The sequence below is a fragment of the Pseudomonas sp. YQ_6 genome (assembly GCF_043103245.1).
Lineage (GTDB): Bacteria > Pseudomonadota > Gammaproteobacteria > Pseudomonadales > Pseudomonadaceae > Aquipseudomonas > Aquipseudomonas alloputida.
Map to the genome: position 1 here is coordinate 139,627 of NZ_JBICJR010000027.1, position 19,575 is coordinate 159,201.

15 protein-coding genes and 1 pseudogene are annotated in these 19,575 nt (G+C 61.7%); 3 read left to right on the forward strand and 13 right to left on the reverse strand.

Annotated features, from left to right (window positions below):
- Positions 1-2: 2 nt before the first annotated feature.
- The 13 genes and pseudogenes from nuoJ to ACF8FG_RS08785 form a co-directional block, all read right to left on the reverse strand.
- Positions 3-503 carry an NADH-quinone oxidoreductase subunit J gene (gene nuoJ / locus ACF8FG_RS08725; RefSeq protein ID WP_014590312.1) on the reverse strand — a complete coding sequence of 167 codons (501 nt, stop codon included), beginning with the start codon at positions 501-503 and terminating at the stop codon, positions 3-5.
- A 10-nt stretch (positions 504-513) separates the two neighbouring features.
- The gene (nuoI, locus tag ACF8FG_RS08730) at positions 514-1,062 is read right to left on the reverse strand and encodes an NADH-quinone oxidoreductase subunit NuoI (RefSeq protein WP_003251442.1); all 549 of its coding nucleotides are present in this window, start codon (positions 1,060-1,062) and stop codon (positions 514-516) included.
- An 11-nt stretch (positions 1,063-1,073) separates the two neighbouring features.
- Positions 1,074-2,081 (reverse strand): NADH-quinone oxidoreductase subunit NuoH, encoded by a 1,008-nt coding sequence (nuoH, locus tag ACF8FG_RS08735; protein WP_003251440.1) that lies wholly within the window; start codon positions 2,079-2,081, stop codon positions 1,074-1,076.
- Positions 2,078-4,792: an NADH-quinone oxidoreductase subunit NuoG gene (gene nuoG / locus ACF8FG_RS08740; protein WP_014590313.1), complete on the reverse strand. Its 2,715-nt coding sequence runs from the start codon at positions 4,790-4,792 to the stop codon at positions 2,078-2,080. Before nuoG ends, nuoH begins: the two co-directional genes overlap by 4 nt.
- A 133-nt stretch (positions 4,793-4,925) precedes the next feature.
- A complete protein-coding gene (gene nuoF, locus ACF8FG_RS08745) occupies positions 4,926-6,302 on the reverse strand; it encodes an NADH-quinone oxidoreductase subunit NuoF (RefSeq protein WP_267273270.1) in 1,377 nt (458 codons plus the stop codon).
- Entirely contained in the window at positions 6,299-6,796 is a 498-nt protein-coding gene (gene nuoE, locus ACF8FG_RS08750; protein ID WP_012313767.1) for an NADH-quinone oxidoreductase subunit NuoE, read from the reverse strand. The genes nuoF and nuoE overlap by 4 nt, the downstream gene beginning before the upstream one ends.
- A 2-nt stretch (positions 6,797-6,798) precedes the next feature.
- A complete protein-coding gene (gene nuoC, locus ACF8FG_RS08755) occupies positions 6,799-8,580 on the reverse strand; it encodes an NADH-quinone oxidoreductase subunit C/D (RefSeq protein WP_010954900.1) in 1,782 nt (593 codons plus the stop codon).
- A gap of 79 nt (positions 8,581-8,659) precedes the next feature.
- On the reverse strand, positions 8,660-9,337 hold the full coding sequence (locus tag ACF8FG_RS08760) for an NADH-quinone oxidoreductase subunit B family protein (protein ID WP_008096180.1): 678 nt from the start codon (positions 9,335-9,337) through the stop codon (positions 8,660-8,662).
- A gap of 9 nt (positions 9,338-9,346) precedes the next feature.
- Positions 9,347-9,760, reverse strand: a complete 414-nt coding sequence (locus tag ACF8FG_RS08765; RefSeq protein ID WP_003251427.1) for an NADH-quinone oxidoreductase subunit A — start codon at positions 9,758-9,760, stop codon at positions 9,347-9,349.
- Positions 9,761-10,143: 383 nt separating this feature from the next.
- A pseudogene (locus ACF8FG_RS08770) lies at positions 10,144-10,401 on the reverse strand (lysoplasmalogenase family protein); the annotation flags it as partial.
- A gap of 430 nt (positions 10,402-10,831) precedes the next feature.
- Positions 10,832-12,103, reverse strand: a complete 1,272-nt coding sequence (locus ACF8FG_RS08775) for a delta-60 repeat domain-containing protein (protein ID WP_392518706.1) — start codon at positions 12,101-12,103, stop codon at positions 10,832-10,834.
- A 240-nt stretch (positions 12,104-12,343) separates the two neighbouring features.
- Complete coding sequence (aceA, locus tag ACF8FG_RS08780) at positions 12,344-13,669, reverse strand: isocitrate lyase (protein WP_014861668.1); 1,326 nt, start codon at positions 13,667-13,669, stop codon at positions 12,344-12,346.
- A 490-nt stretch (positions 13,670-14,159) separates the two neighbouring features.
- On the reverse strand, positions 14,160-14,924 hold the full coding sequence (locus ACF8FG_RS08785) for a secretin N-terminal domain-containing protein (RefSeq protein WP_172833546.1): 765 nt from the start codon (positions 14,922-14,924) through the stop codon (positions 14,160-14,162).
- A gap of 125 nt (positions 14,925-15,049) precedes the next feature.
- On the opposite strand from ACF8FG_RS08785, the gene ACF8FG_RS08790 reads away from it, so the two are divergent.
- The 3 genes from ACF8FG_RS08790 (at position 15,050) to ACF8FG_RS08800 (ending at position 19,514) form a co-directional block, all read left to right on the forward strand.
- Complete coding sequence (locus ACF8FG_RS08790) at positions 15,050-16,225, forward strand: hypothetical protein (protein ID WP_019438094.1); 1,176 nt, start codon at positions 15,050-15,052, stop codon at positions 16,223-16,225.
- Between the two features lie 53 nt (positions 16,226-16,278).
- A complete protein-coding gene (locus ACF8FG_RS08795) occupies positions 16,279-17,988 on the forward strand; it encodes a S8/S53 family peptidase (RefSeq protein ID WP_318081683.1) in 1,710 nt (569 codons plus the stop codon).
- A gap of 83 nt (positions 17,989-18,071) precedes the next feature.
- The gene (locus tag ACF8FG_RS08800; RefSeq protein ID WP_014590321.1) at positions 18,072-19,514 is read left to right on the forward strand and encodes a SulP family inorganic anion transporter; all 1,443 of its coding nucleotides are present in this window, start codon (positions 18,072-18,074) and stop codon (positions 19,512-19,514) included.
- The last annotated feature ends 61 nt before the right edge of the window (positions 19,515-19,575 follow it).

Consider the following 19,575-nt stretch of genomic DNA (forward strand, 5'->3'; position numbering starts at 1 on the left):
ATTTACTCCTTCGCCTCGTTGCGGCCCAGGTGGAAGGCGGTGACGGCTGCAGCCAGCAGCAGCATCGACGCCAGTTCGACCACCAGCAGGTAAGGGCCGAACAGGCTGATACCCACTTCTTTCGGGCCCACGGTGGTACCGCTGATGCCGGCCCCACTCGGGGTGACGAACAGCACGTACAGCAGCTCCGCCAGCAGCAGGGCGCCGAGGATCACCGGCCCGGCCCAGATGCCGGGCTTGAGCCAGCCCCGTTCCTGGGCGACCGAAGCCGGCCCGAGGTTGAGCATCATCACCACGAACACGAACAGCACCATGATGGCGCCGGCGTAGGCGATCACTTCCAGGGCGCCGGCAAACGGCGCACCCAGGGCGAAGAAGATCATGGCCACGGAAATCAGCGAAATGATCAGGTAAAGCAAGGCGTGCACGGGGTTGGTGCCGGTTACCACCCGAAGGGTGGAGACCACGGCGATCCCGGATGCGAAGTAGAAAGCGAATTCCATCTTTCTGTCCTTATGGGAGCAAGCTCTTCACGTTGATCGGCTCGGCTTCGTTCTGTGCAGAGCCCTTCGGCTTGCCAGCGATTGCCATACCCGCAACACGGTAGAAGTTGTAGTCAGGGTTCTTGCCGGGGCCGGAGATCAGCAGATCTTCTTTCTCGTACACCAGGTCCTGACGCTTGAACTCGGCCATTTCGAAATCCGGAGTCAGCTGGATCGCGGTGGTCGGGCACGCTTCTTCACACAGGCCGCAGAAAATGCAACGCGAGAAGTTGATGCGGAAGAACTCCGGGTACCAGCGGCCGTCCTCTGTCTCGGCCTTCTGCAGCGAAATGCAGCCAACCGGGCAGGCCACCGCGCAGAGGTTGCACGCTACGCAGCGCTCCTCGCCATCGGGGTCGCGGGTGAGGACGATGCGGCCGCGGTAGCGCGGCGGCAGGTACACGGGTTCTTCGGGGTACTGCAGGGTGTCGCGCTTGCGGAACCCGTGGGAGAACACCATTGCCAGGCTGCGCAGCTGGGTGCCGGTGCCCTTAACGATGTCGCCGATATACTTGAACATGGGTCAAATCCTCACTGGGCCGCGACGGCTGGCGTGTTGTAGAGCACGATCGCAGCGGTCACCAGCAAATTGATCAGGGTCAGCGGCAGGCAGAACTTCCAGCTGAAGTCCATCACCTGGTCATAGCGTGGGCGCGGGATCGAGGCGCGCAGCAGGATGAACAGCATGATGAAGAACGCGGTCTTCAGGGCGAACCACAGGAACGACAGTTGCGGCAGGATGCCGAACGGGCCGTGCCAGCCACCGAAGAACAGGGTTACCAGCAGCGCCGAGATGAGGATGATGCCGATGTACTCACCGACGAAGAACATGCCCCACTTCATGCCGGCATACTCGATGTGGTAGCCGTCGGCCAGTTCCTGTTCTGCTTCCGGCTGGTCGAACGGGTGACGGTGAGTCACGGCGACGCCAGCGATGAAGAAGGTGCAGAAGCCGAAGAACTGCGGAATGATGAACCACAGGTTCTGCGCCTGGTACTCAACGATGTCGCGCATGTTGAACGAGCCCACCTGCACCACCACGCCCATCAGCGCCAGGCCCAGGAACACTTCGTACGACACGGTCTGTGCCGAAGCACGCAAGCTGCCCAGCAGGGCGTACTTGTTGTTCGACGACCAGCCGGCGAACAGTACCGCGTAGACCGACAGACCGGCCATGGCGAAGAAGAACAGCAGGCCGATGTTCAGGTCGGCAACGCCCCAGGTCGGGGTGATCGGGATGACCACGAAGGCGATCAGCAGGGCGCTCATGGCCACTACCGGTGCCAGGGTGAAGATCACGCGGTCGACGAAGGGCGGGTTCCAGTCTTCCTTGAAGAACATCTTCAGCATGTCGGCAGCGATCTGGAACATGCCGAACGGGCCGACGCGGTTAGGGCCGTAACGGTCCTGCCACCAGCCCAGCAGGCGGCGCTCGACGAAGCTGAGCAGGGCGCCGCAGACCACCACCGCCAGCAGGACCACGATGGCCCGCAGCACGGTGAGGATCACATCGATCACTTCGGGGGTGAACCAGCTCATTGTGCTGCCTCCTGCAGACCTTCGACGGATGCACCGAAGATGGCAGGCGGAATGCCAGCCAGGCCTTTCGGCAACGCGACCAGGCCAGCGCCCAGCTCTTCATTGATACGCAGCGGCAGGCGCAGGGCCACACCGGCGACGTTCAGGCTCAGCAGGGCACCCTCGTTGACGCCCAGGCGGTCGGCTTCGGACTTGGCCAGGGCCACGTAGGCAGCCGGGATGCGTTCTTGGACCGGGGCGGCGCGCGAGGAGCTTTCTTCGCTGCCAAACAGGTGGAAGAACGGTACGGCAGTCCAGGTACCACGGGCCGGGTTGAAGGCCCCCGGAATGGCGTTGAACCAGTTCAGGCGGTCACCTTGCGATTCGATCAGGCGTACGCCTGGGTCACCGGCACGCAGGTGGCCACCGACCTCGTCCTGAAACTTGTTCCAGGCCTGTGGGGAGTTCCAGCCCGGCGACCAGGCGAACGGCACCTGCTGGCGCGGTTCGGCCGAACCCGAGTAGCCTTCCATGGAGAAGGCGAACGCGGTGTCCTTGTCTTGCGGGGTGCGCGGCTCGTGCACACTGATGTTGGCGCGCATGGCGGTACGGCCGGAGTAGCGCAGCGGCTCACGGGCCAGCTTCATGCCCTTGATGCGGAACGCGGCGCTTGGCGCGGCGTTGACGATGCCGGCCAGTTGCGGGGCGGCTTCGGCACAGGCGCTGGTGACGTGGTCCAGCTGGGTCCAGTCGACCGGCTTGTTCAGCAGGGTGGCACGCAGGGCGTGCATCCAGCGCCAGCCTTCATGGACCAGGATGCTGCTGTCCAGATATTGCGGGTCGAACACCTGGAAGAAGCGCTGGGCACGGCCTTCCTGGCTGACCAGGGTACCGTCACCCTCGGCGAACGAGGCGGCCGGCAGCACCAGGTGGGCGCGGTCGACGGTGGCGGTTTTGGAGTGGTCGGCAACGATCACCACCTTGGCCGCAGCCAGGGCTGCGTCGACCTTGGCGGCCGGTACGCGGGCGTACAGGTCGTTTTCCAGCACCACGATGGCATCGGCCTTGCCGCTGATGACCGCATCCAGCGCGGCATCGACCGACTCGCCACCGAGCATGGCCAGGCCAAGGCTGTTGGCCTCAGGTACCACCAGGCTCAGCGAGCCGTTTTTCTCGCGCAGCTTCAGGGCCTTGGCGATGTTAGCGGCGGCTTCGATCAGCGCTGGGTCGGCCAGCGACGTACCGGCAACGACCAGTGGGCGCTTGGCGGCGACCAGGGCGTCGGCGATGCGCTGGGCCAGGGCCTTGGCTTCGTCGTCCAGGCCGGCGACGGCAGGGGCGCTCGGGTCGATGGCGTGGGCCACGGCGAAACCGATGCGGGCCAGGTCGGCCGGCGCGGCGTGTACGCATTCTTCGGCGACGTCGTCCAGCTTGGTTTCAGCCAGGGACGCGATGAACAGTGGGTACAGCGCGTGCTGGCCAATGTTCTTCACAGCAGCGTCGAGCCAAGGCTGCACTTTCATCGCTTCGGCCATGGCCTCGGCCTTGCCTTTGGTGGCCTGGCGCACGGCCAGGGCAACGCGGGCAGCGGTCTGGGTCAGGTCTTCACCGAGCACGAACACGGCGTCGTGGTCTTCGATGTCGCGCAGGGTCGGTACTGGCAGCGGGCTGTTGTTCAGCACGTTCAGGGCCAGGCGTACGCGGGCCAGTTCGCCCGCTTCCATGCCCGAGTAGAAGTAGTCGGCACCGACCAGCTCACGCAGGCCGTAGTTACTTTCGAGGCTGGCGCGTGGCGAGCCGATACCGACGATGGTACGGCCGCGCAGCAGGTCGGCGGCCTTGTCCAGGGCGGCGTCCAGACCCAGCTTGGTGCCGTCGGCCAGTTGTGGCTGACGTGGGCGGTCCTTGCGGTTGACGTAGCCGTAGCCGAAGCGGCCGCGGTCGCACAGGAAGTACTGGTTGACCGAACCGTTGAAGCGGTTTTCGATACGGCGCAGTTCGCCGTAGCGCTCACCCGGGCTGATGTTGCAGCCGCTGGAGCAGCCATGGCAGATGCTTGGGGCGAACTGCATGTCCCACTTGCGGTTGTAGCGCTCGGAGTGGGTCTTGTCGGTGAACACGCCGGTCGGGCAGACCTCGGTCAGGTTGCCGGAGAACTCGCTTTCCAGCACGCCGTCTTCGACGCGGCCGAAGTACACGTTGTCGTGGGCGCCGTATACGCCCAGGTCGGTACCACCTGCGTAGTCCTTGTAATAGCGCACGCAGCGGTAGCAGGCGATGCAGCGGTTCATCTCATGGGCGATGAACGGGCCGAGGTCCTGGTTCTGGTGGGTACGCTTGGTGAAACGGTAGCGGCGCTCGTTGTGGCCGGTCATTACCGTCATGTCCTGCAGGTGGCAGTGACCGCCTTCCTCGCACACCGGGCAGTCGTGCGGGTGGTTGGTCATCAGCCATTCGACGACGCTGGCGCGGAACGCCTTCGACTCTTCATCGTCGATGGAGATCCAGGTGCCGTCGGAAGCAGGGGTCATGCAGGACATGACGATACGACCACGGGTGTCGTTCTCGTCGGTGTACTGCTTGACTGCGCACTGCCGGCAGGCGCCAACGCTACCAAGCGCCGGGTGCCAGCAGAAATAAGGGATGTCGAGGCCGAGCGACAGACACGCCTGTAACAGGTTGTCTGCACCGTTGACTTCGAGCGCTTTGCCGTCTACGTGGATAGTGGCCATTGTTCAAAGTTCTTCGTTGGCCCGCGTGAGCGGGCGTGGCTAATGGAAATCGGTGAGCTTGCGACACGCCTCGATCGACTCGGGCCTGCCGGCAAGCTGGCGAGTGGCACGGACCACCCGCCTAATCATCTTGTTATGCGCCGACCACGATCGGCCCGGCCTGGATGGGCTTCGCCAGGTCCGGGCGCAGGCTGCCAGCACTGTCAGGCGCCACACCGGCCTCGAACTCCGAGCGGAAGTATTTGATGGCACTGCCCAGCGGCTCGACGGCACCCGGTGCGTGAGCACAGAAGGTGCGGCCTGGGCCGAGGAAGTTGACCAGCCCCAGCAGCGTCTCGATGTCTTCGGCGCGGCCCTGGCCTTTTTCCAGTGCGCGCAGCATCTTCACGCTCCATGGCAGACCGTCACGGCATGGGGTGCACCAGCCGCATGACTCGCGGGCGAAGAACTCTTCCATGTTGCGCAGCAGCGACACCATGTTGATGCTGTCGTCGACGGCCATGGCCAGCCCAGTACCCATACGGGTGCCGACCTTGGCAATGCCACCGGCGTACATTTGCGCATCGAGGTGCTCGGGCAGCAGGAAGCCGGTACCGGCGCCGCCTGGCTGCCAGCACTTGAGCTTGAAGCCATCGCGCATGCCACCGGCGTAGTCTTCGAACAGCTCGCGCGCGGTAACGCCGAATGGCAGTTCCCACAGGCCTGGGTTCTTCACCTTGCCGGAGAAGCCCATCAGTTTGGTGCCATGGTCTTCGCTGCCTTCGCGGGCCAGCGACTTGTACCAGTCGTTGCCGTTGGCGACGATGGCCGGGACATTGCACAGGGTTTCGACGTTGTTCACGCACGTCGGCTTGCCCCACACGCCAACGGCGGCAGGGAAGGGCGGCTTGGAGCGCGGGTTGGCGCGGCGGCCTTCCAGCGAGTTGATCAGCGCGGTTTCTTCACCGCAGATGTAGCGGCCGGCGCCGGTGTGCACGAACAGCTCGAAATCGAAACCGCTGCCCAGGATATTCTTGCCCAGCAGGCCGGCGGCCTTGGCTTCATCGATGGCGCGGTTGAGGTTCTTCGCTGCGGTGGTGTATTCGCCACGCAGGAAGATGTAGCCGCGGTAGGCCTTCAGGGCGCGGGCGCTGATCAGCATGCCCTCGACCAGCAGATGGGGCTGTTGCTCCATCAGCATGCGGTCCTTCCAGGTGTTCGGCTCCATTTCGTCCGCGTTGCACAGCAGGTAGCGGATGTTCATGGATTCGTCTTTGGGCATCAGGCCCCACTTCACGCCAGTGGGGAAGCCTGCACCGCCACGGCCCTTGAGGCCCGAGTCCTTGACCGCCTGTACGATATCGTCCTGCGACATTTGCGCCAGGGCCTTGCGGGCTGCGGCATAGCCGTTTTTCGATTCGTACTCGGCCAGCCATACTGGCTCGCCATCGTCACGCAGGCGCCAGGTCAGCGGGTGGGTTTCGGCCGAGCGCGCGATGCGGTTGGCCGGGCCGAAGGAAGTAATGGTCATACGTAACCCTCCAGCAGTTTGGAAACGCCAGCCGGCTGTACGTCGCCAAAGGTGTCATCGTCGATCATCAGTGCCGGTGCCTTGTCGCAGTTGCCCAGGCAGCACACGGGCAGCAGGGTGAAACGACCGTCGGCGGTGGTCTGGCCCAGGCCGATGCCCAACTCGCTCTGGATCTGGCTGACGACCGACTCATGGCCGCCGATGTAGCAGACCATGCTGTCACACACGCGGATGATGTGGCGGCCGACCGGCTGGCGGAAGATCTGACTGTAGAAGGTGGCGACACCCTCGACGTCGCTGGCCGGAATGCCCAGCACTTCGCCAATGGCGTAGATGGCGCCGTCCGGCACCCAGCCACGTTCCTTCTGGACGATCTTCAGGGCTTCGATGGACGCCGCGCGCGGGTCCTCGTAGTGATGCATTTCGTGCTCGATGGCCGAGCGCTCGGTTTCGCTCAGGGCGAAACGGTCTGTCTGGATAAGCGTGCTGTTCATGCTTAGCGGTCCACGTCAGCCATAACGAAGTCGATACTGCCCAGGTACGCAATGAGGTCGGCGACCATGCTGCCTTTGATCACCGAAGGGATCTGCTGCAGGTGCGGGTAGCTCGGGGTGCGGATCCGGGTGCGGTAGCTCATGGTGCCGCCATCGCTCGTCAGGTAGTAACTGTTGATGCCCTTGGTCGCTTCGATCATCTGGAACGACTCGTTGGCCGGCATGACCGGGCCCCACGAGACTTGCAGGAAGTGCGTGATCAGGGTTTCGATGTGCTGCAGGGTGCGCTCTTTCGGCGGCGGCGTGGTCAGCGGGTGATCCGCCTTGTACGGGCCTTCCGGCATGTTGCGCAGGCACTGGTCGATGATGCGGATACTCTGACGCATCTCCTCGACACGGACCATGCAGCGATCGTAGGCATCGCCGTTGTGGGCCAGCGGTACTTCGAACTCGAAGTTTTCGTAGCCGGAGTAAGGGCGGGCTTTACGCAGGTCGAAGTTGCAACCGGTGGCACGCAAGCCGGCACCGGTGGTGCCCCATTCCAGCGCTTCCTTGGTGTTGTACGCGGCAACGCCGATGGTACGGCCCTTGAGGATGCTGTTTTGCAGGGCGGCCTTGGTGTATTCGTCGAGGCGCTTGGGCAGCCATTCGACGAAGTCCTTGACCAGCTTGTCCCAGCCGCGTGGCAGGTCGTGGGCGACGCCACCGATGCGGTACCAGGCCGGGTGCAGGCGGAAACCGGTGATCGCTTCGATCACGGTGTAGGCGCGCTGGCGGTCGGTGAAGGTGAAGAACACCGGAGTCATGGCGCCGACGTCCTGGATGTAGGTACCCAGGAACAGCAGGTGGCTGGTGATGCGGAAGAACTCGGCCAGCATGATGCGAATCACGTCGACCTTCTGCGGCACCTTGATGCCGGCCAGCTTCTCCACCGCAAGCACGTACGGCAGGTTGTTCATCACCCCACCGAGGTAATCGATACGGTCGGTATAGGGGATGAAGCTGTGCCAGGACTGGCGCTCGGCCATTTTTTCGGCGCCACGGTGGTGGTAGCCGATGTCCGGTACGCAGTCGACGATTTCTTCACCGTCCAGCTGCAGGACGATACGGAACGCACCGTGCGCCGAAGGGTGGTTGGGGCCGAGGTTGAGGAACATGTAGTCCTCGTTGGCGCCCTGACGCTTCATGCCCCAGGCTTCCGGGTTGAAGCGAGCCGATTCCTCTTCAAGCTGCTGCTTGGCCAGGGTCAGGCTGTAGGGGTCGAACTCGGTCGCACGGGCAGGGTAGTCCTTGCGCAGCGGGTGACCTTCCCAGGTCGGCGGCATCATGATGCGGCTGAGGTGCGGGTGGCCGGCAAAGTCGATGCCGAACATGTCCCAGACTTCGCGCTCGTACCAGTTGGCGTTTGGCCAGATGCCTGTCACGGTCGGCAGGTTCAGGTCGCCTTCGCTGAGCGACACCTTGATCATCACGTCGCTGTTACGCTCGATCGACAACAGGTGGTAGAACACGCTGAAATCGGCGGCTGGCAGGCCACGGCGCTGGGTGCGCAGGCGCTCGTCGACGCCATGCAGGTCGTACAGCATGCTGTAAGGCTTGGCGACGCCGCGCAGGAAGCTGAGCACCTCTTTGAGCTGGGCGCGTTTTACCCACAGCACGGGCATGCCGGTGCGGGTTTCCTGGGCGACGAATGCGTCGGCGCCAAAACGGTTGTTCAGTTCGACGACCACATCCTGGTCGTCAGCCTTGTAGGGCGGAATGAAAATAGCGTTGTCCGCTGTCATGGTCTCGGTCGCTTTGGGTCAACGTTAAGAATGAAGCCAGGCCGCCGGCTCCTTCGGGAGCGGGCGGCAGGTCGCTGGATCAGACTTCGTCGGGGCTGCGCAGGTTGGTTACTGCAATGCGCTGCTCACGACGCAGGTCTTTCTGGGCTGGCATCTCGGCACGGTAAATACCTTGATCACCAACAACCCAGGAAAGCGGGCGTCGTTCTTGGCCGATCGACTCCTGCAACAGCATCAAGCCTTGCAGGAAAGCCTCAGGGCGTGGCGGGCAGCCAGGCACATAGACGTCCACGGGGAGGAACTTGTCGACCCCCTGAACGACCGAGTAGATGTCGTACATGCCGCCGGAGTTGGCGCACGAACCCATGGAGATGACCCATTTCGGCTCGAGCATCTGCTCGTACAGGCGCTGGATGATCGGCGCCATTTTGACGAAGCAGGTACCGGCAATGACCATGAAGTCGGCCTGACGCGGCGAGGCCCGGATGACTTCGGCGCCGAAGCGGGCGATGTCGTGGGGTGCCGTGAAGGCCGTGGTCATTTCCACGTAGCAGCAGGACAGGCCGAAGTTGTACGGCCAGAGGGAGTTCTTGCGACCCCAGTTGACCGCACCACGCAGCACATCTTCAAGTTTGCCCATGTAGATGTTCTTGTGGACCTGGTCCTCTAGCAGTTGATCGGTGACGGTTTCCCGTTCACCGACCGGGTACTGCTCATTGGGCGCATCCGGATCGATTCTGGTGAGATTGTATTGCATGCCAAAGCCTCATTGTTTCAGCTTCGCTTGCCGCTTGCGGCGACCTTCGGGAGCCCAATCAAGTGCCCCGACGCGCCATAGGTAGACAAGACCTGCCAACAGAATTGCTATGAAAACGAGTGCTTCGACGAATCCGGTCCAGCCGCTTTCGCGGACGGACACAGACCATGCAAAGAGAAAGAGGGCTTCGATATCGAAGATCACGAACAGCATCGCGACCAGATAGAATTTGGCGGACAGGCGCAGGCGGGCGCTGCCGACGGGCAGCATGCCGGATTCGAAGGGTTCGTTCTTGGCGCGGCCCCAAGCCTTGCTACCGAGCAGGCTGGACAGGCCGAGCATGAAGGCGCACAGGCCGACGACACCCAGGAGGAAGATGGCAAAGCCCCAGTTGTGGGCGATGAGTCCTGCCGAATCGGACATGCTAGAAATCCTTATACAGAGACCCAGCTCTGCAGTCTGAAATAAGTGTAGAGCGGCGACTTGGCGTCGCACATGCAGTGACCAAATGTCGCAGCCGAATCAATCCCGCTGATTTTATGGGTAAACCTGGTGCAAGTAAAATTTCTGTCGCAAATTTATTCGTAGGATTAAGTACAAAAAACCTTCGTAACTGGCTGAGGGCCTTGAAATTCGGGCATTGCGTGCGGTTTTGTCAATTATGTTTCTTGCGGACGGTAACGAATAGCAAGTTACGTAATGATAATTAATATCATTTGGCTTGCTGCCTTTGAGTTTGCCTGTTCTGTGCCTTGTAAAGTTCATCTGGCGACTCCCCCTACTTGCAAATGCAAAAAACGCTTGTTCTAGCAGCTCTCGACACTGCGCGCACCGCTCTGGGTCAATACTTTATCGGTGGAGCGATGACCGACTGATGAAGCGATGGCCCATTGGTCTAGCCAGCAAGCGAGGATGATCAGGTGCAGTGCGGCGGCGAACGGGCTGGCGAAGCGTTCGATGCCGATCAGGCTGTCTGAGCTCACGAGCAGGCCGGCACCGAGCACCGCCAAACCGCTGCAGGCCAAGGCGCGCCAGAGCGTGGTGTTGATGGCCGGGGCGTATATATAGAGAGCGGCGGCAGCCAGGGCGAGAATCATCAGGTCGCTTGGCAGAGGTCCTTGCTGCTGCGCTGCCTCAAGCATAGACCTGATCCTGGGTTTTGCTGGTCATGCCTTTGGATTGTAGGGGGGGCATAGGTTTGGTGACAGGTATGCGGCGCCTGCGGGAGAGCGCCGCTCGCGCGGCACCGCAAACCTTACGACAGGCACCATGTCGCCCTGACGCATTCGGATGCAGAACACCTGAAGCGTCAAGCTGATTAGTGTGAGACAAGGGCCGGGCCAGGTAGCCGAGAAATTTCAGGGGATTGGGCAATGGGTAGCCCCCCAAAAAAACAAAGGCCCAGTGCTTTCACAAGCACCGGGCCTTTGTTCAACAGCAACCCACTAGCAGTGGAACTGTTCTTCCTTGTCGCCGATCGGCCCCGCTTTTGTTTCAGGCGCCGAGGCGTACCACGTAGAAGCCGTTTTTGGTATCTGTCGGAAGCTTGAGATTGCAGGCGACAAGCGGTTGACCATTGCGTTGGCAGCGGATCCATGAGGCCATCCCGCGCTCTCCGACGAAGGCCCAGCCACTGGCGCCATAATCATGGTCAGGTTTGCCGTCGCTGTTGAAGCGCAGAGTGACAAAATGGCCCTCTGATTCTGCATTTTCATAAAGCACGGCCAGGTAAATTTTCTCGGCGTTGCCGGATCTGGCGTCAAAGGACAGATCTAACGCGGAGGCTATTACCGATGGGGTCTTTTCGACAATGACGGGTCTCCCTTCATTGAAACCGTTGTTCAGCGTGCCGTCGCTGTTAAACGACATGAGCGCGGTACCCTCATCGTAAGTGTTGATGTCGGTGTGGCACGCCAGCACGAAGTGATGATTGGAGGTTGACTGCTTGAGCAGCGCAGGACGCAGCGTGTGGCCTGGCGTATGCAGGTGCAGATAACCACCGTCGGCAAATGTCCTGTCGATCTTGGCGTGCTCATCGAGGCGGGTCACGATGACGTGGTTCTTGAAGTCTTCAGTAAGTAAGGGCGCGTACGCCGCATAAATACCATGTTCATTCAGTGCCAGTGCCCCCAGCAGTACTGGGTCGTTGCCGTGCGCAGCGCGCCAGTAGCCTGTGCCATTGAAGTCGGTAGCCAGGTCCCCCTTCAGCGTGATTGCAACAACGTGGTCGCGCGAGCGGAAGTAGAGCACTCCGTTCCGTATGCCCGCGCCGTCGTTGTCGTGGGAAGACGAACTGCTGTACTTGCTGGGCGATGCCAAACCGGTCGGCCAGGCCTTGGTTGTGGAGCTGACCGAAGGATAAATCCGATAGGGCTTCCCGTCCTCGCCAAAACTGGTGTCGGGCTTTCCATTGGCGTGCAAGCGAACGACGATGGGGTGATATGAATTCTGGGCGTAGTTGTAGTCGCCTACCACAAATATTCGCCCAGCTTCATCCGTAATGATCTCAGACAGCAAGACCCGCAGGGCACCTTCATATTCGATCGTTGTGACACCTTGCGAACCGAATTCGAGGTCAAGCGTACCGTCAGGCTCAAGGCATAGCAGCTTGAGGGCTGTCGCGTTTCGGGGCGCCGAGGAAATAAGTGTTTTTTGAGTTGATTCGATTATCGCAATCGGGCCGAGATGGTCGTACTTTGGGTGCGAAAAACGGCCTTGCGACGCATACGCTGGGTCCAGCTCGCCAGCGTTGAGGATGGTTGGCATGATGCGACTCCTGTTTGGGGGAGTCGCTAGCCTCTCAGAAGGTGTGGGACTGAAAAACTGGCAATAATACTAGGCTCTGCATGAGAAGAGCCCATTAGCCCTGGCTGTTTTCCGTGGTCTTTGCGGAGAAAGCATGGCCCTGATCATGGATTTCGCTATGGCTTGTATCGACAGGCATTGGCAAAACAAAAGCCCGGAGCTTTCTCAAGCCCCGGGCTTTTGTTCAACCGCAACCCACTATCAGTGGAACTGCTCTTCCTCGGTCGAACCGGTCAGCGCAGTCACCGACGAAGCGCCACCCTGGATCACGGTGGTCATGTCGTCGAAGTAGCCAGTGCCCACTTCCTGCTGGTGCGCCACGAAGGTGTAGCCCTTGCTGGCGTCAGCGAATTCCTGCTCCTGCAGCTTCACGTAGGCGGTCATGTCGTTGCGGGCGTAGTCGTGCGCCAGGTTGAACATGCCGTGCCACATGTTGTGGATGCCGGCCAGGGTGATGAACTGATGCTTGTAACCCATGGCCGACAGCTCGCGCTGGAACTTGGCGATGGTGGCGTCGTCCAGGTTTTTCTTCCAGTTGAAGGAAGGCGAGCAGTTGTACGACAGGATCTGGTCCGGGTACTCCTTCTTGATCGCCTCGGCGAAGCGGCGGGCTTCGTCCAGGTCCGGCTTGGCGGTTTCGCACCAGATCAGGTCGGCGTACGGGGCGTAGGCCAGGCCGCGGGCAATGGCCTGATCGAGGCCGGCGCGTACCTTGTAGAAGCCTTCGCGGGTGCGCTCGCCAACCACGAACGGCTGGTCGTACGGGTCGCAGTCGCTGGTCAGCAGGTCGGCGGCGTTGGCGTCGGTGCGGGCCAGGATGATGGTCGGCACACCCGACACGTCAGCGGCCAGGCGCGCTGCTACCAGCTTCTGTACGGCTTCCTGGGTCGGTACCAGCACCTTGCCGCCCATGTGGCCGCATTTTTTAACCGAGGCCAGCTGGTCTTCGAAGTGCACGCCGGCGGCGCCTGCTTCGATCATGTTCTTCATCAGCTCGTAGGCATTCAATACGCCGCCAAAACCGGCTTCGGCGTCGGCCACGATGGGCGCGAAGTAGTCGATGTAGCCTTCGTCGCCCGGGTTCTTGCCGGCTTTCCACTGGATCTGGTCGGCACGGCGGAACGCGTTGTTGATGCGCTTGACCACGGTCGGTACCGAATCGACCGGGTACAGCGACTGGTCAGGGTACATCGACTCGGCCGAGTTGTTGTCGGCGGCAACCTGCCAGCCGGACAGGTAGATGGCCTGGATACCGGCCTTGACCTGTTGTACAGCCTGGCCGCCAGTCAGGGCGCCCATGCAGTTGACGAAATCTTTGTCGGGGCGGAAGGACGGGTGAGCACCTTCGGTAACCAGCTTCCACAGTTTTTCTGCACCCTGGCGGGCAAAGGTGTGCTCAGGTTGCACGGAGCCACGCAGGCGAACGACATCAGCGGCGGTGTAGGTACGGGTCACGCCTTTCCAGCGCGGGTTCTCGGCCCAGTCTTTCTCGAGGGCTGCAATTTGCTGTTCGCGTGTCAGTGCCATGGAAATAAACCTCGTCGCATCGATCTTGGGTTAATTGTGCTGATGCTCTGGGCAGATCAGGTGCCTGGCGGCTGTCCTGTTCGCAGGCTTGCGGCGGCGAACGCGAAGGCTCGAAGGGGAAGGTTGGGCAGGCCAGGCGAAGGTGCGCTCCGGCAGGTCGGCTCGTGGTTGCCTTGCTGCGGTGCTACGCGATTGCCAGTACTGCGGTGATGCGCTTCCGTCCCTCGGGACAACTTCTTCGTTGCAGTCGCAATCCCGTCGAACCGCCTTGTGGGCCGTATAGACACGAGGCGCCTCCTGGGGTGGAAGGAGCGCGCCCCGAAGGCCCTTGCCAGGGCCCCTGATTAGCGGGAGCGAGGCCATCATGCCCTTGGGAAAAAGACCCTGTCAAATGTTTTGTAGTGCTTTTTTGTCCTTACTACATCTTTGGTCTAATGCGACTTGGCAGTCAGTTTCAAGGCCTTTGGTCGAAGCCTTGAATTGCCTGGGATCAGTCGACAAGGTCGACTTTGACCCGCAATGTCATGTTTTCACCCCGTTGGGTGCCGTACGTATGGCTTGACGCGCTGCGGTCGGCTTGGCTCTGCTGGTTGAACCCCGCTAGGGTGATCCACTCGCCGAGCTTGCCAGTGACTGTCGTGTCGGTACTTTGTACTTTCACTACATCTGCACGTTCATGGCTGATGCGGTCATTATTGCTGCTTATTTGCAGACGAACCGTTTCGCCGCTCAGGCTCGGGGTTACGTAGAAGCCTTGGGTCACGTTGCGGTATTCGGTGTTGCTCTGAATGCGCCCATAGCCGTCTGTGCTGGTGCTGGTAATGGGGATGCTCTGGCCTACCTGGATCAGTGCCGGTTGCCCTTCGCTGGCTTGTACCTGCTGCATGCCGCCGTCGCGGTTGCTGGTGCCGTAGTGAATGACGCGTGCGTTGCCGCGGTTGTCCTGGAAATTGCTGTCGTTGTTGTCGACGCTGATCAGCAGGCGCTTGGGCGCGGTATCCAGCTGTTGCAGCAGGGCGCGCAGGTCGTCGATGCGCTCGGGGCTGGCGTTGACGATCAGTTTGTTCTCGAAGGCGCTGACCGTTCCGTCCTTGCCGATGAAGGCCTGCAGGGCGGGCAGCAGTTCGGCACTGCTGCGATGCTGAAGTGGCACCACCTCGGTGGCGGCATGGGCGGTGAGGCTGGCGACCAGCAACAGGGAGGCGAAAAGGGGGCGTAGCGGCATGTCCATGATCTCCGCAGGTGGAACCAACATGATGGCAAATTTGCTGACTTTTTGCCGGATCTGGATCACGTCGGCACGGTGGCAGACAGTCGTATTATCCTGATTTATCTTGTAGGCTATAAATTATAGTAGGCAAGATAAATGAGGTTAATTGCATGTCTCCCGTTCGCCCGCTCCTACGCCGTAATCAGTTGGCCAACGCACTGGCCCAAGACTTGGCCGGCGAGTCGTTGGTCGATTACAGCTCGGGCATGTTCCTGGCCGCGCCCCGGCGTACGGGCAAGAGCACCTTCCTCAACAACGACTTCATACCGGAATGCGTACAGCGCGGCTGGCTACCGGTTTACGTCGACCTGTGGTCGGATCGCGACGCCGCCCCTGCGCAGCTCATCAGTGGCGCCATCGGTACTGCGCTGGCCAGATTCGAAGGTGCGCTGGCCAGGACCGCGAAAAAGGCCGGTATCGACAAGATCAACCTGCTGCGCACCCTGAGCTGGGATTTCACCCGCCCGCAATTGCCTGCGGGTACTACCCTGGCCCAGGCGCTTGCCGTGTTGCATCAAGTCTCAGGGCAGTTGGTAGTGCTGATCATCGACGAGGCTCAGCACGCCCTAAACAGCGAAGATGGCCTTAATGCGATGTTCGCGCTGAAAGCCGCGCGTGACCACCTTAACCGTGGCGACCGTCCGGACGGCTTGCGCCTGGTGTTCACGGGCTCTAGTCGCGACAAGCTGGCCAACCTGGTACTCAAGAGCAAGCAGCCATTCTTTGGTGCCAGCATCACACCCTTTCCGTTGCTGGGGCGTGAATATGTCGAATTCATCACCGCCTTGTGGAACCGTCGCCTGGCCGACAGTAACCAGTTCAAGGTAGAGGACCTGGCATACGCGTTCGAATTGGTCGGCCGGCGCCCGGAAATGCTCAACAAACTGTTGGCCGAAGTTAGCGTCGGCCTGGGTGAGGCGGGCAACCTGGGTGAACTGCTGCGCAATGGGGCGCTGAACCATCAAGCCGGGGTGTGGAGTGACTACGAAAGCGCTTGGAACGAACTTACGCCGTTGCAGCAGGCCGTGCTAGAGGTCATGGCCGAGCGCACGCTGGGCCGGCAGCCGTTTTCCCCGTTTACCGAGCAAACCTTGGTTGAGGTCAGCCGCAAGCTGGAGCAGGCCCAGGCGGTAGCCAACGTCAACACGGCAAACGTACAGAAGGCCCTTGATGCCCTGCGCGACAAGGAGCTGGTGTGGAAGGCCAATCGTGGCGAGTACGCGTTGGAGGATACTTCCATGGCCGAATGGCTCGCCCGCGACCAGGCAGTTGCCAGCCACAGGTGAACCTTTGAGGTGCCCCGTAAGTCGCACTCACAGGGAGCGCGTGGGGTGATTGCATGAAGGGTGTCCTGATCTTGCTGTTGTGGCTTTGCAGTCTTGGTGCACAGGCTGCAGCGGACACGCTGCGCATCAAGCAGCTACAGCGTTGCGGCGACTTGTTCAGCGATAGCCAGCAGCAGTGGTGCCTGCGTACCGAGGGGCTCAGGGTAAACCTGCCAACGGTATGGTTGGGCGGTGTGCGGCTGTCAGAAGCCAATGTCGGGCGGCAAGGTGACCGGCTGACGCTGAAACTGGCGAGAGAAGCCCAGCGCAGTGCCCCGCTCTGGCTGGCCGATGGCGGCCGCACCAGCAACCCGGTATGGCTGACCCGCCAACGCAGTCATGTGATCGCCGCAGGGCCCGATGAAGTGGCGAAGAACATGGACGGCCTGACCACTTATGTCGATCTGGTCAGCCTGTTGATCGAAGAAAAATACGACGGCCTCGGCGAGGCGCGGCGCATCGCCGGTAAATACGGCGCCCAGGTTGTCGGTGCCATTCCGCCGTTGAATGTCTACCAGCTGCGCTTGCCGGTAGATGACCTGGTGCAGCGCGATGCGATGGTCCTGCGCATGGGCAGTGAAGTCAGCGTGGATGCCGTGATTGTCGAAGAGTCCGGCCCCGAGCGGGGGGAGGAGGGCAAAGGGCGCAGCACCCAAGCCATCGACCAGGCGGACGAATGGGCCGCCAACCGCTTCATGGACGCGCTGTATTTCTACCGGCGCCGGATTGCCGCATCTGGCTTGCCGGTGAAGCCCGTGCGGGTCGGGGTAATCGAACGTGAAGTGGACTTCGACGCCCCAAGGTTCAGCCATTATCGAGGGGGCTGCGAACGAAGCCAGACATGCCTCTACGCTCGCGACGGTAATCGCCAGGCAAGCCACGGCAGCCATGTTGCAGGCATTCTCGCTGCGCAGGGTGAGGGCTTTTTGCAGGGGTTGGGCAAGCACAGCCCTGGCTTCGAGGTGGTGGTAGAGCGCAACTCGGATGCCGGTATCACCGCCAACATCGCTGCCTCGGTGAACCTGGTCGAAGATGGCGTGCGGGTGCTGAACTGGAGCTGGGGCATTCACCGGGTCGGGGCACGCAATGTGAAGGGTGATGAGGTCGACTCGCTGGTGCGCTCCGGGCTGGCAATGAGCGGCTACGAGGAGTTGCTTGAGGAGTTCTTCCTCTGGCTGCGCAAGGCGCACCCTGGGGTGGTGGTGGTGAATTCGGCGGGCAATGGTGCGTCCTGGTCGGGGACCGATGAATATCGCCTGCCTTCGTCGTTCATCACCGAACAATTGCTGGTGGTGGGCGGGCATCAGCGCAGTGACAAGGCTACGGCAGTTGAAGCCCACGATCATGTGCGCAAGCGTCACAGTTCCAATATCGACATGCGCGTGGATGTCAGTGCTGCTGCCTGCATACGCCCGGTTTCTGCCGAGGCTGCGCATTGTGGCACGTCGTACGCGACACCTTTGGTGACTGCCACTGTGGCGACGATGCTGTCAATCAACCCGGCACTTACCCCGGAACAGGTGCGCATGCTGTTGCGGCGCAGTGCCTTGACCCTGGGCGCCGAACAGGATTTCGAAGCGATGGATGCCGAAGACCTGACGGCGCCGATCCTGCCCTCGGAGCGTGGCGGCCGCCTGAACGACCCGGACCTGGGGCGTTCGGCGCGCCTGGACATGCAGCGTGCGCTGGACCTGGCCGTGCAGAGCCTTGAACGTGTGCGTTGAGCAGTGGCCGCTGTCAGACAAATTCCGTAACATCGCGCCCCTCGTTTTTCTAACGTCCGTCAGGACTGCACCACAGGAAGCCCATGAAGCCCGCCCGACTACGCGCCGACTTGCTCGCCGGCCTTACCACCTCGTTCGCCTTGGTCCCCGAGTGCATCGCCTTTGCCCTGGTGGCCCATCTCAACCCGCTGATGGGCCTGTATGGTGCGTTCATCATTTGTACCCTGACGGCGCTGTTCGGCGGGCGGCCGGGGATGATCTCAGGCGCTGCCGGCTCGATGGCGGTGGTGATCGTCGCCTTGGTGGTGCAGCACGGCGTGCAGTACCTGCTAGCCACGGTGTTGCTGGGCGGTGTGGTCATGATCCTGTTCGGCCTGCTGCGCCTGGGCAAACTGGTGCGCCTGGTGCCATACCCGGTCATGCTTGGCTTCGTAAACGGCCTGGCCATCGTCATCGCCATGGCTCAGCTTGAGCATTTCAAGGACGGCGAACACTGGCTCAGTGGTACGCCGCTGTACCTGATGATCGGCCTGGTGGCGCTGACCATGGCGGTGGTTTATGTGCTGCCCAAACTGACCCGTGCGGTGCCGCCGGCCTTGGTGGCGATCCTCGGTGTTGGCCTGCTGGTGTACATGCTCGGGCTACCTACCCGCACCCTGGGCGACATGGCACACATCGCCGGTGGCCTGCCGGGGCTGGCGCTGCCGGATGTGCCCTGGAATCTGGAAACCCTGAAAATCATCGCGCCTTACGCGGTGCTGATGGCCATGGTCGGCCTGCTGGAAACCCTGCTCACCCTCAACCTGACCGACGAAATCACCGAGAGCCGTGGCTTCCCGGACCGCGAGTGTGTGGCATTGGGCGCTGCGAACATGGTGTCGGGCCTGTGCGGCGGCATGGGCGGCTGCGCGATGATCGGGCAGACGGTGATCAACCTCAGTTCCAATGGCCGGGGCCGGTTGTCGGGGGTAGTGGCCGGGGTGATGATTCTGCTGTTCGTGCTGTTCCTGTCGCCGCTGATCGAGCGTATTCCACTGGCGGCGCTGGTCGGGGTGATGTTCGTGGTGGCTCAGCAGACCTTTGCCTGGGCGTCGTTGCGGGTGTTGCACAAGGTGCCGGTGAATGATGTGCTGGCGATCGTTGCGGTGACCGTGGTCACGGTCCTCACCGACCTGGCCATGGCAGTGCTGTTCGGGATCATCATCGCGGCGCTCAACTTTGCCTGGCAGCATGCGCGGGAGCTGTATGCCGACACCCATGAGGACGCCGAGGGCGGCAAGCGTTATCAACTGCATGGCACGCTGTTCTTTGCCTCGACCACCTCGTTCCTCAACCAGTTCGACACGGCCGGGGACCCGGCCCAGGTCACGCTGGATTGCCAGCATTTGAGCTTTGTCGATTATTCGGCCGTTGCGGCGCTGAAAACCCTGCGCGAGCGCTATGCCAAGGCGGGCAAGCATTTGCGCGTGGTGCATTTGTCGGAGCGGTGCAAGAAGCTGTTGAAGCGGGCGGGCGAGCAGCATTGAAAACTGTTGCTGCCTGTGCCGGCCTCTTCGCGGGTAAACCCGCTCCTACGAGGGGGCGCAT

Coding starts and splice junctions, on each gene's coding strand:
- nuoF (WP_267273270.1), bottom strand. CDS start 6,302: ATGACCATTACTTCCTTCGGCCCGGCCAACCGCATCGCGCGCTCGGCC.
- nuoC (WP_010954900.1), bottom strand. CDS start 8,580: ATGACAGCGGACAACGCTATTTTCATTCCGCCCTACAAGGCTGACGAC.
- nuoJ (WP_014590312.1), bottom strand. CDS start 503: ATGGAATTCGCTTTCTACTTCGCATCCGGGATCGCCGTGGTCTCCACC.
- nuoE (WP_012313767.1), bottom strand. CDS start 6,796: ATGAACAGCACGCTTATCCAGACAGACCGTTTCGCCCTGAGCGAAACC.
- nuoG (WP_014590313.1), bottom strand. CDS start 4,792: ATGGCCACTATCCACGTAGACGGCAAAGCGCTCGAAGTCAACGGTGCA.
- aceA (WP_014861668.1), bottom strand. CDS start 13,669: ATGGCACTGACACGCGAACAGCAAATTGCAGCCCTCGAGAAAGACTGG.
- ACF8FG_RS08790 (WP_019438094.1), top strand. CDS start 15,050: ATGTCTCCCGTTCGCCCGCTCCTACGCCGTAATCAGTTGGCCAACGCA.
- nuoH (WP_003251440.1), bottom strand. CDS start 2,081: ATGAGCTGGTTCACCCCCGAAGTGATCGATGTGATCCTCACCGTGCTG.
- ACF8FG_RS08795 (WP_318081683.1), top strand. CDS start 16,279: ATGAAGGGTGTCCTGATCTTGCTGTTGTGGCTTTGCAGTCTTGGTGCA.
- ACF8FG_RS08765 (WP_003251427.1), bottom strand. CDS start 9,760: ATGTCCGATTCGGCAGGACTCATCGCCCACAACTGGGGCTTTGCCATC.
- ACF8FG_RS08775 (WP_392518706.1), bottom strand. CDS start 12,103: ATGCCAACCATCCTCAACGCTGGCGAGCTGGACCCAGCGTATGCGTCG.
- nuoI (WP_003251442.1), bottom strand. CDS start 1,062: ATGTTCAAGTATATCGGCGACATCGTTAAGGGCACCGGCACCCAGCTG.
- ACF8FG_RS08760 (WP_008096180.1), bottom strand. CDS start 9,337: ATGCAATACAATCTCACCAGAATCGATCCGGATGCGCCCAATGAGCAG.
- ACF8FG_RS08785 (WP_172833546.1), bottom strand. CDS start 14,924: ATGTTGGTTCCACCTGCGGAGATCATGGACATGCCGCTACGCCCCCTT.
- ACF8FG_RS08800 (WP_014590321.1), top strand. CDS start 18,072: ATGAAGCCCGCCCGACTACGCGCCGACTTGCTCGCCGGCCTTACCACC.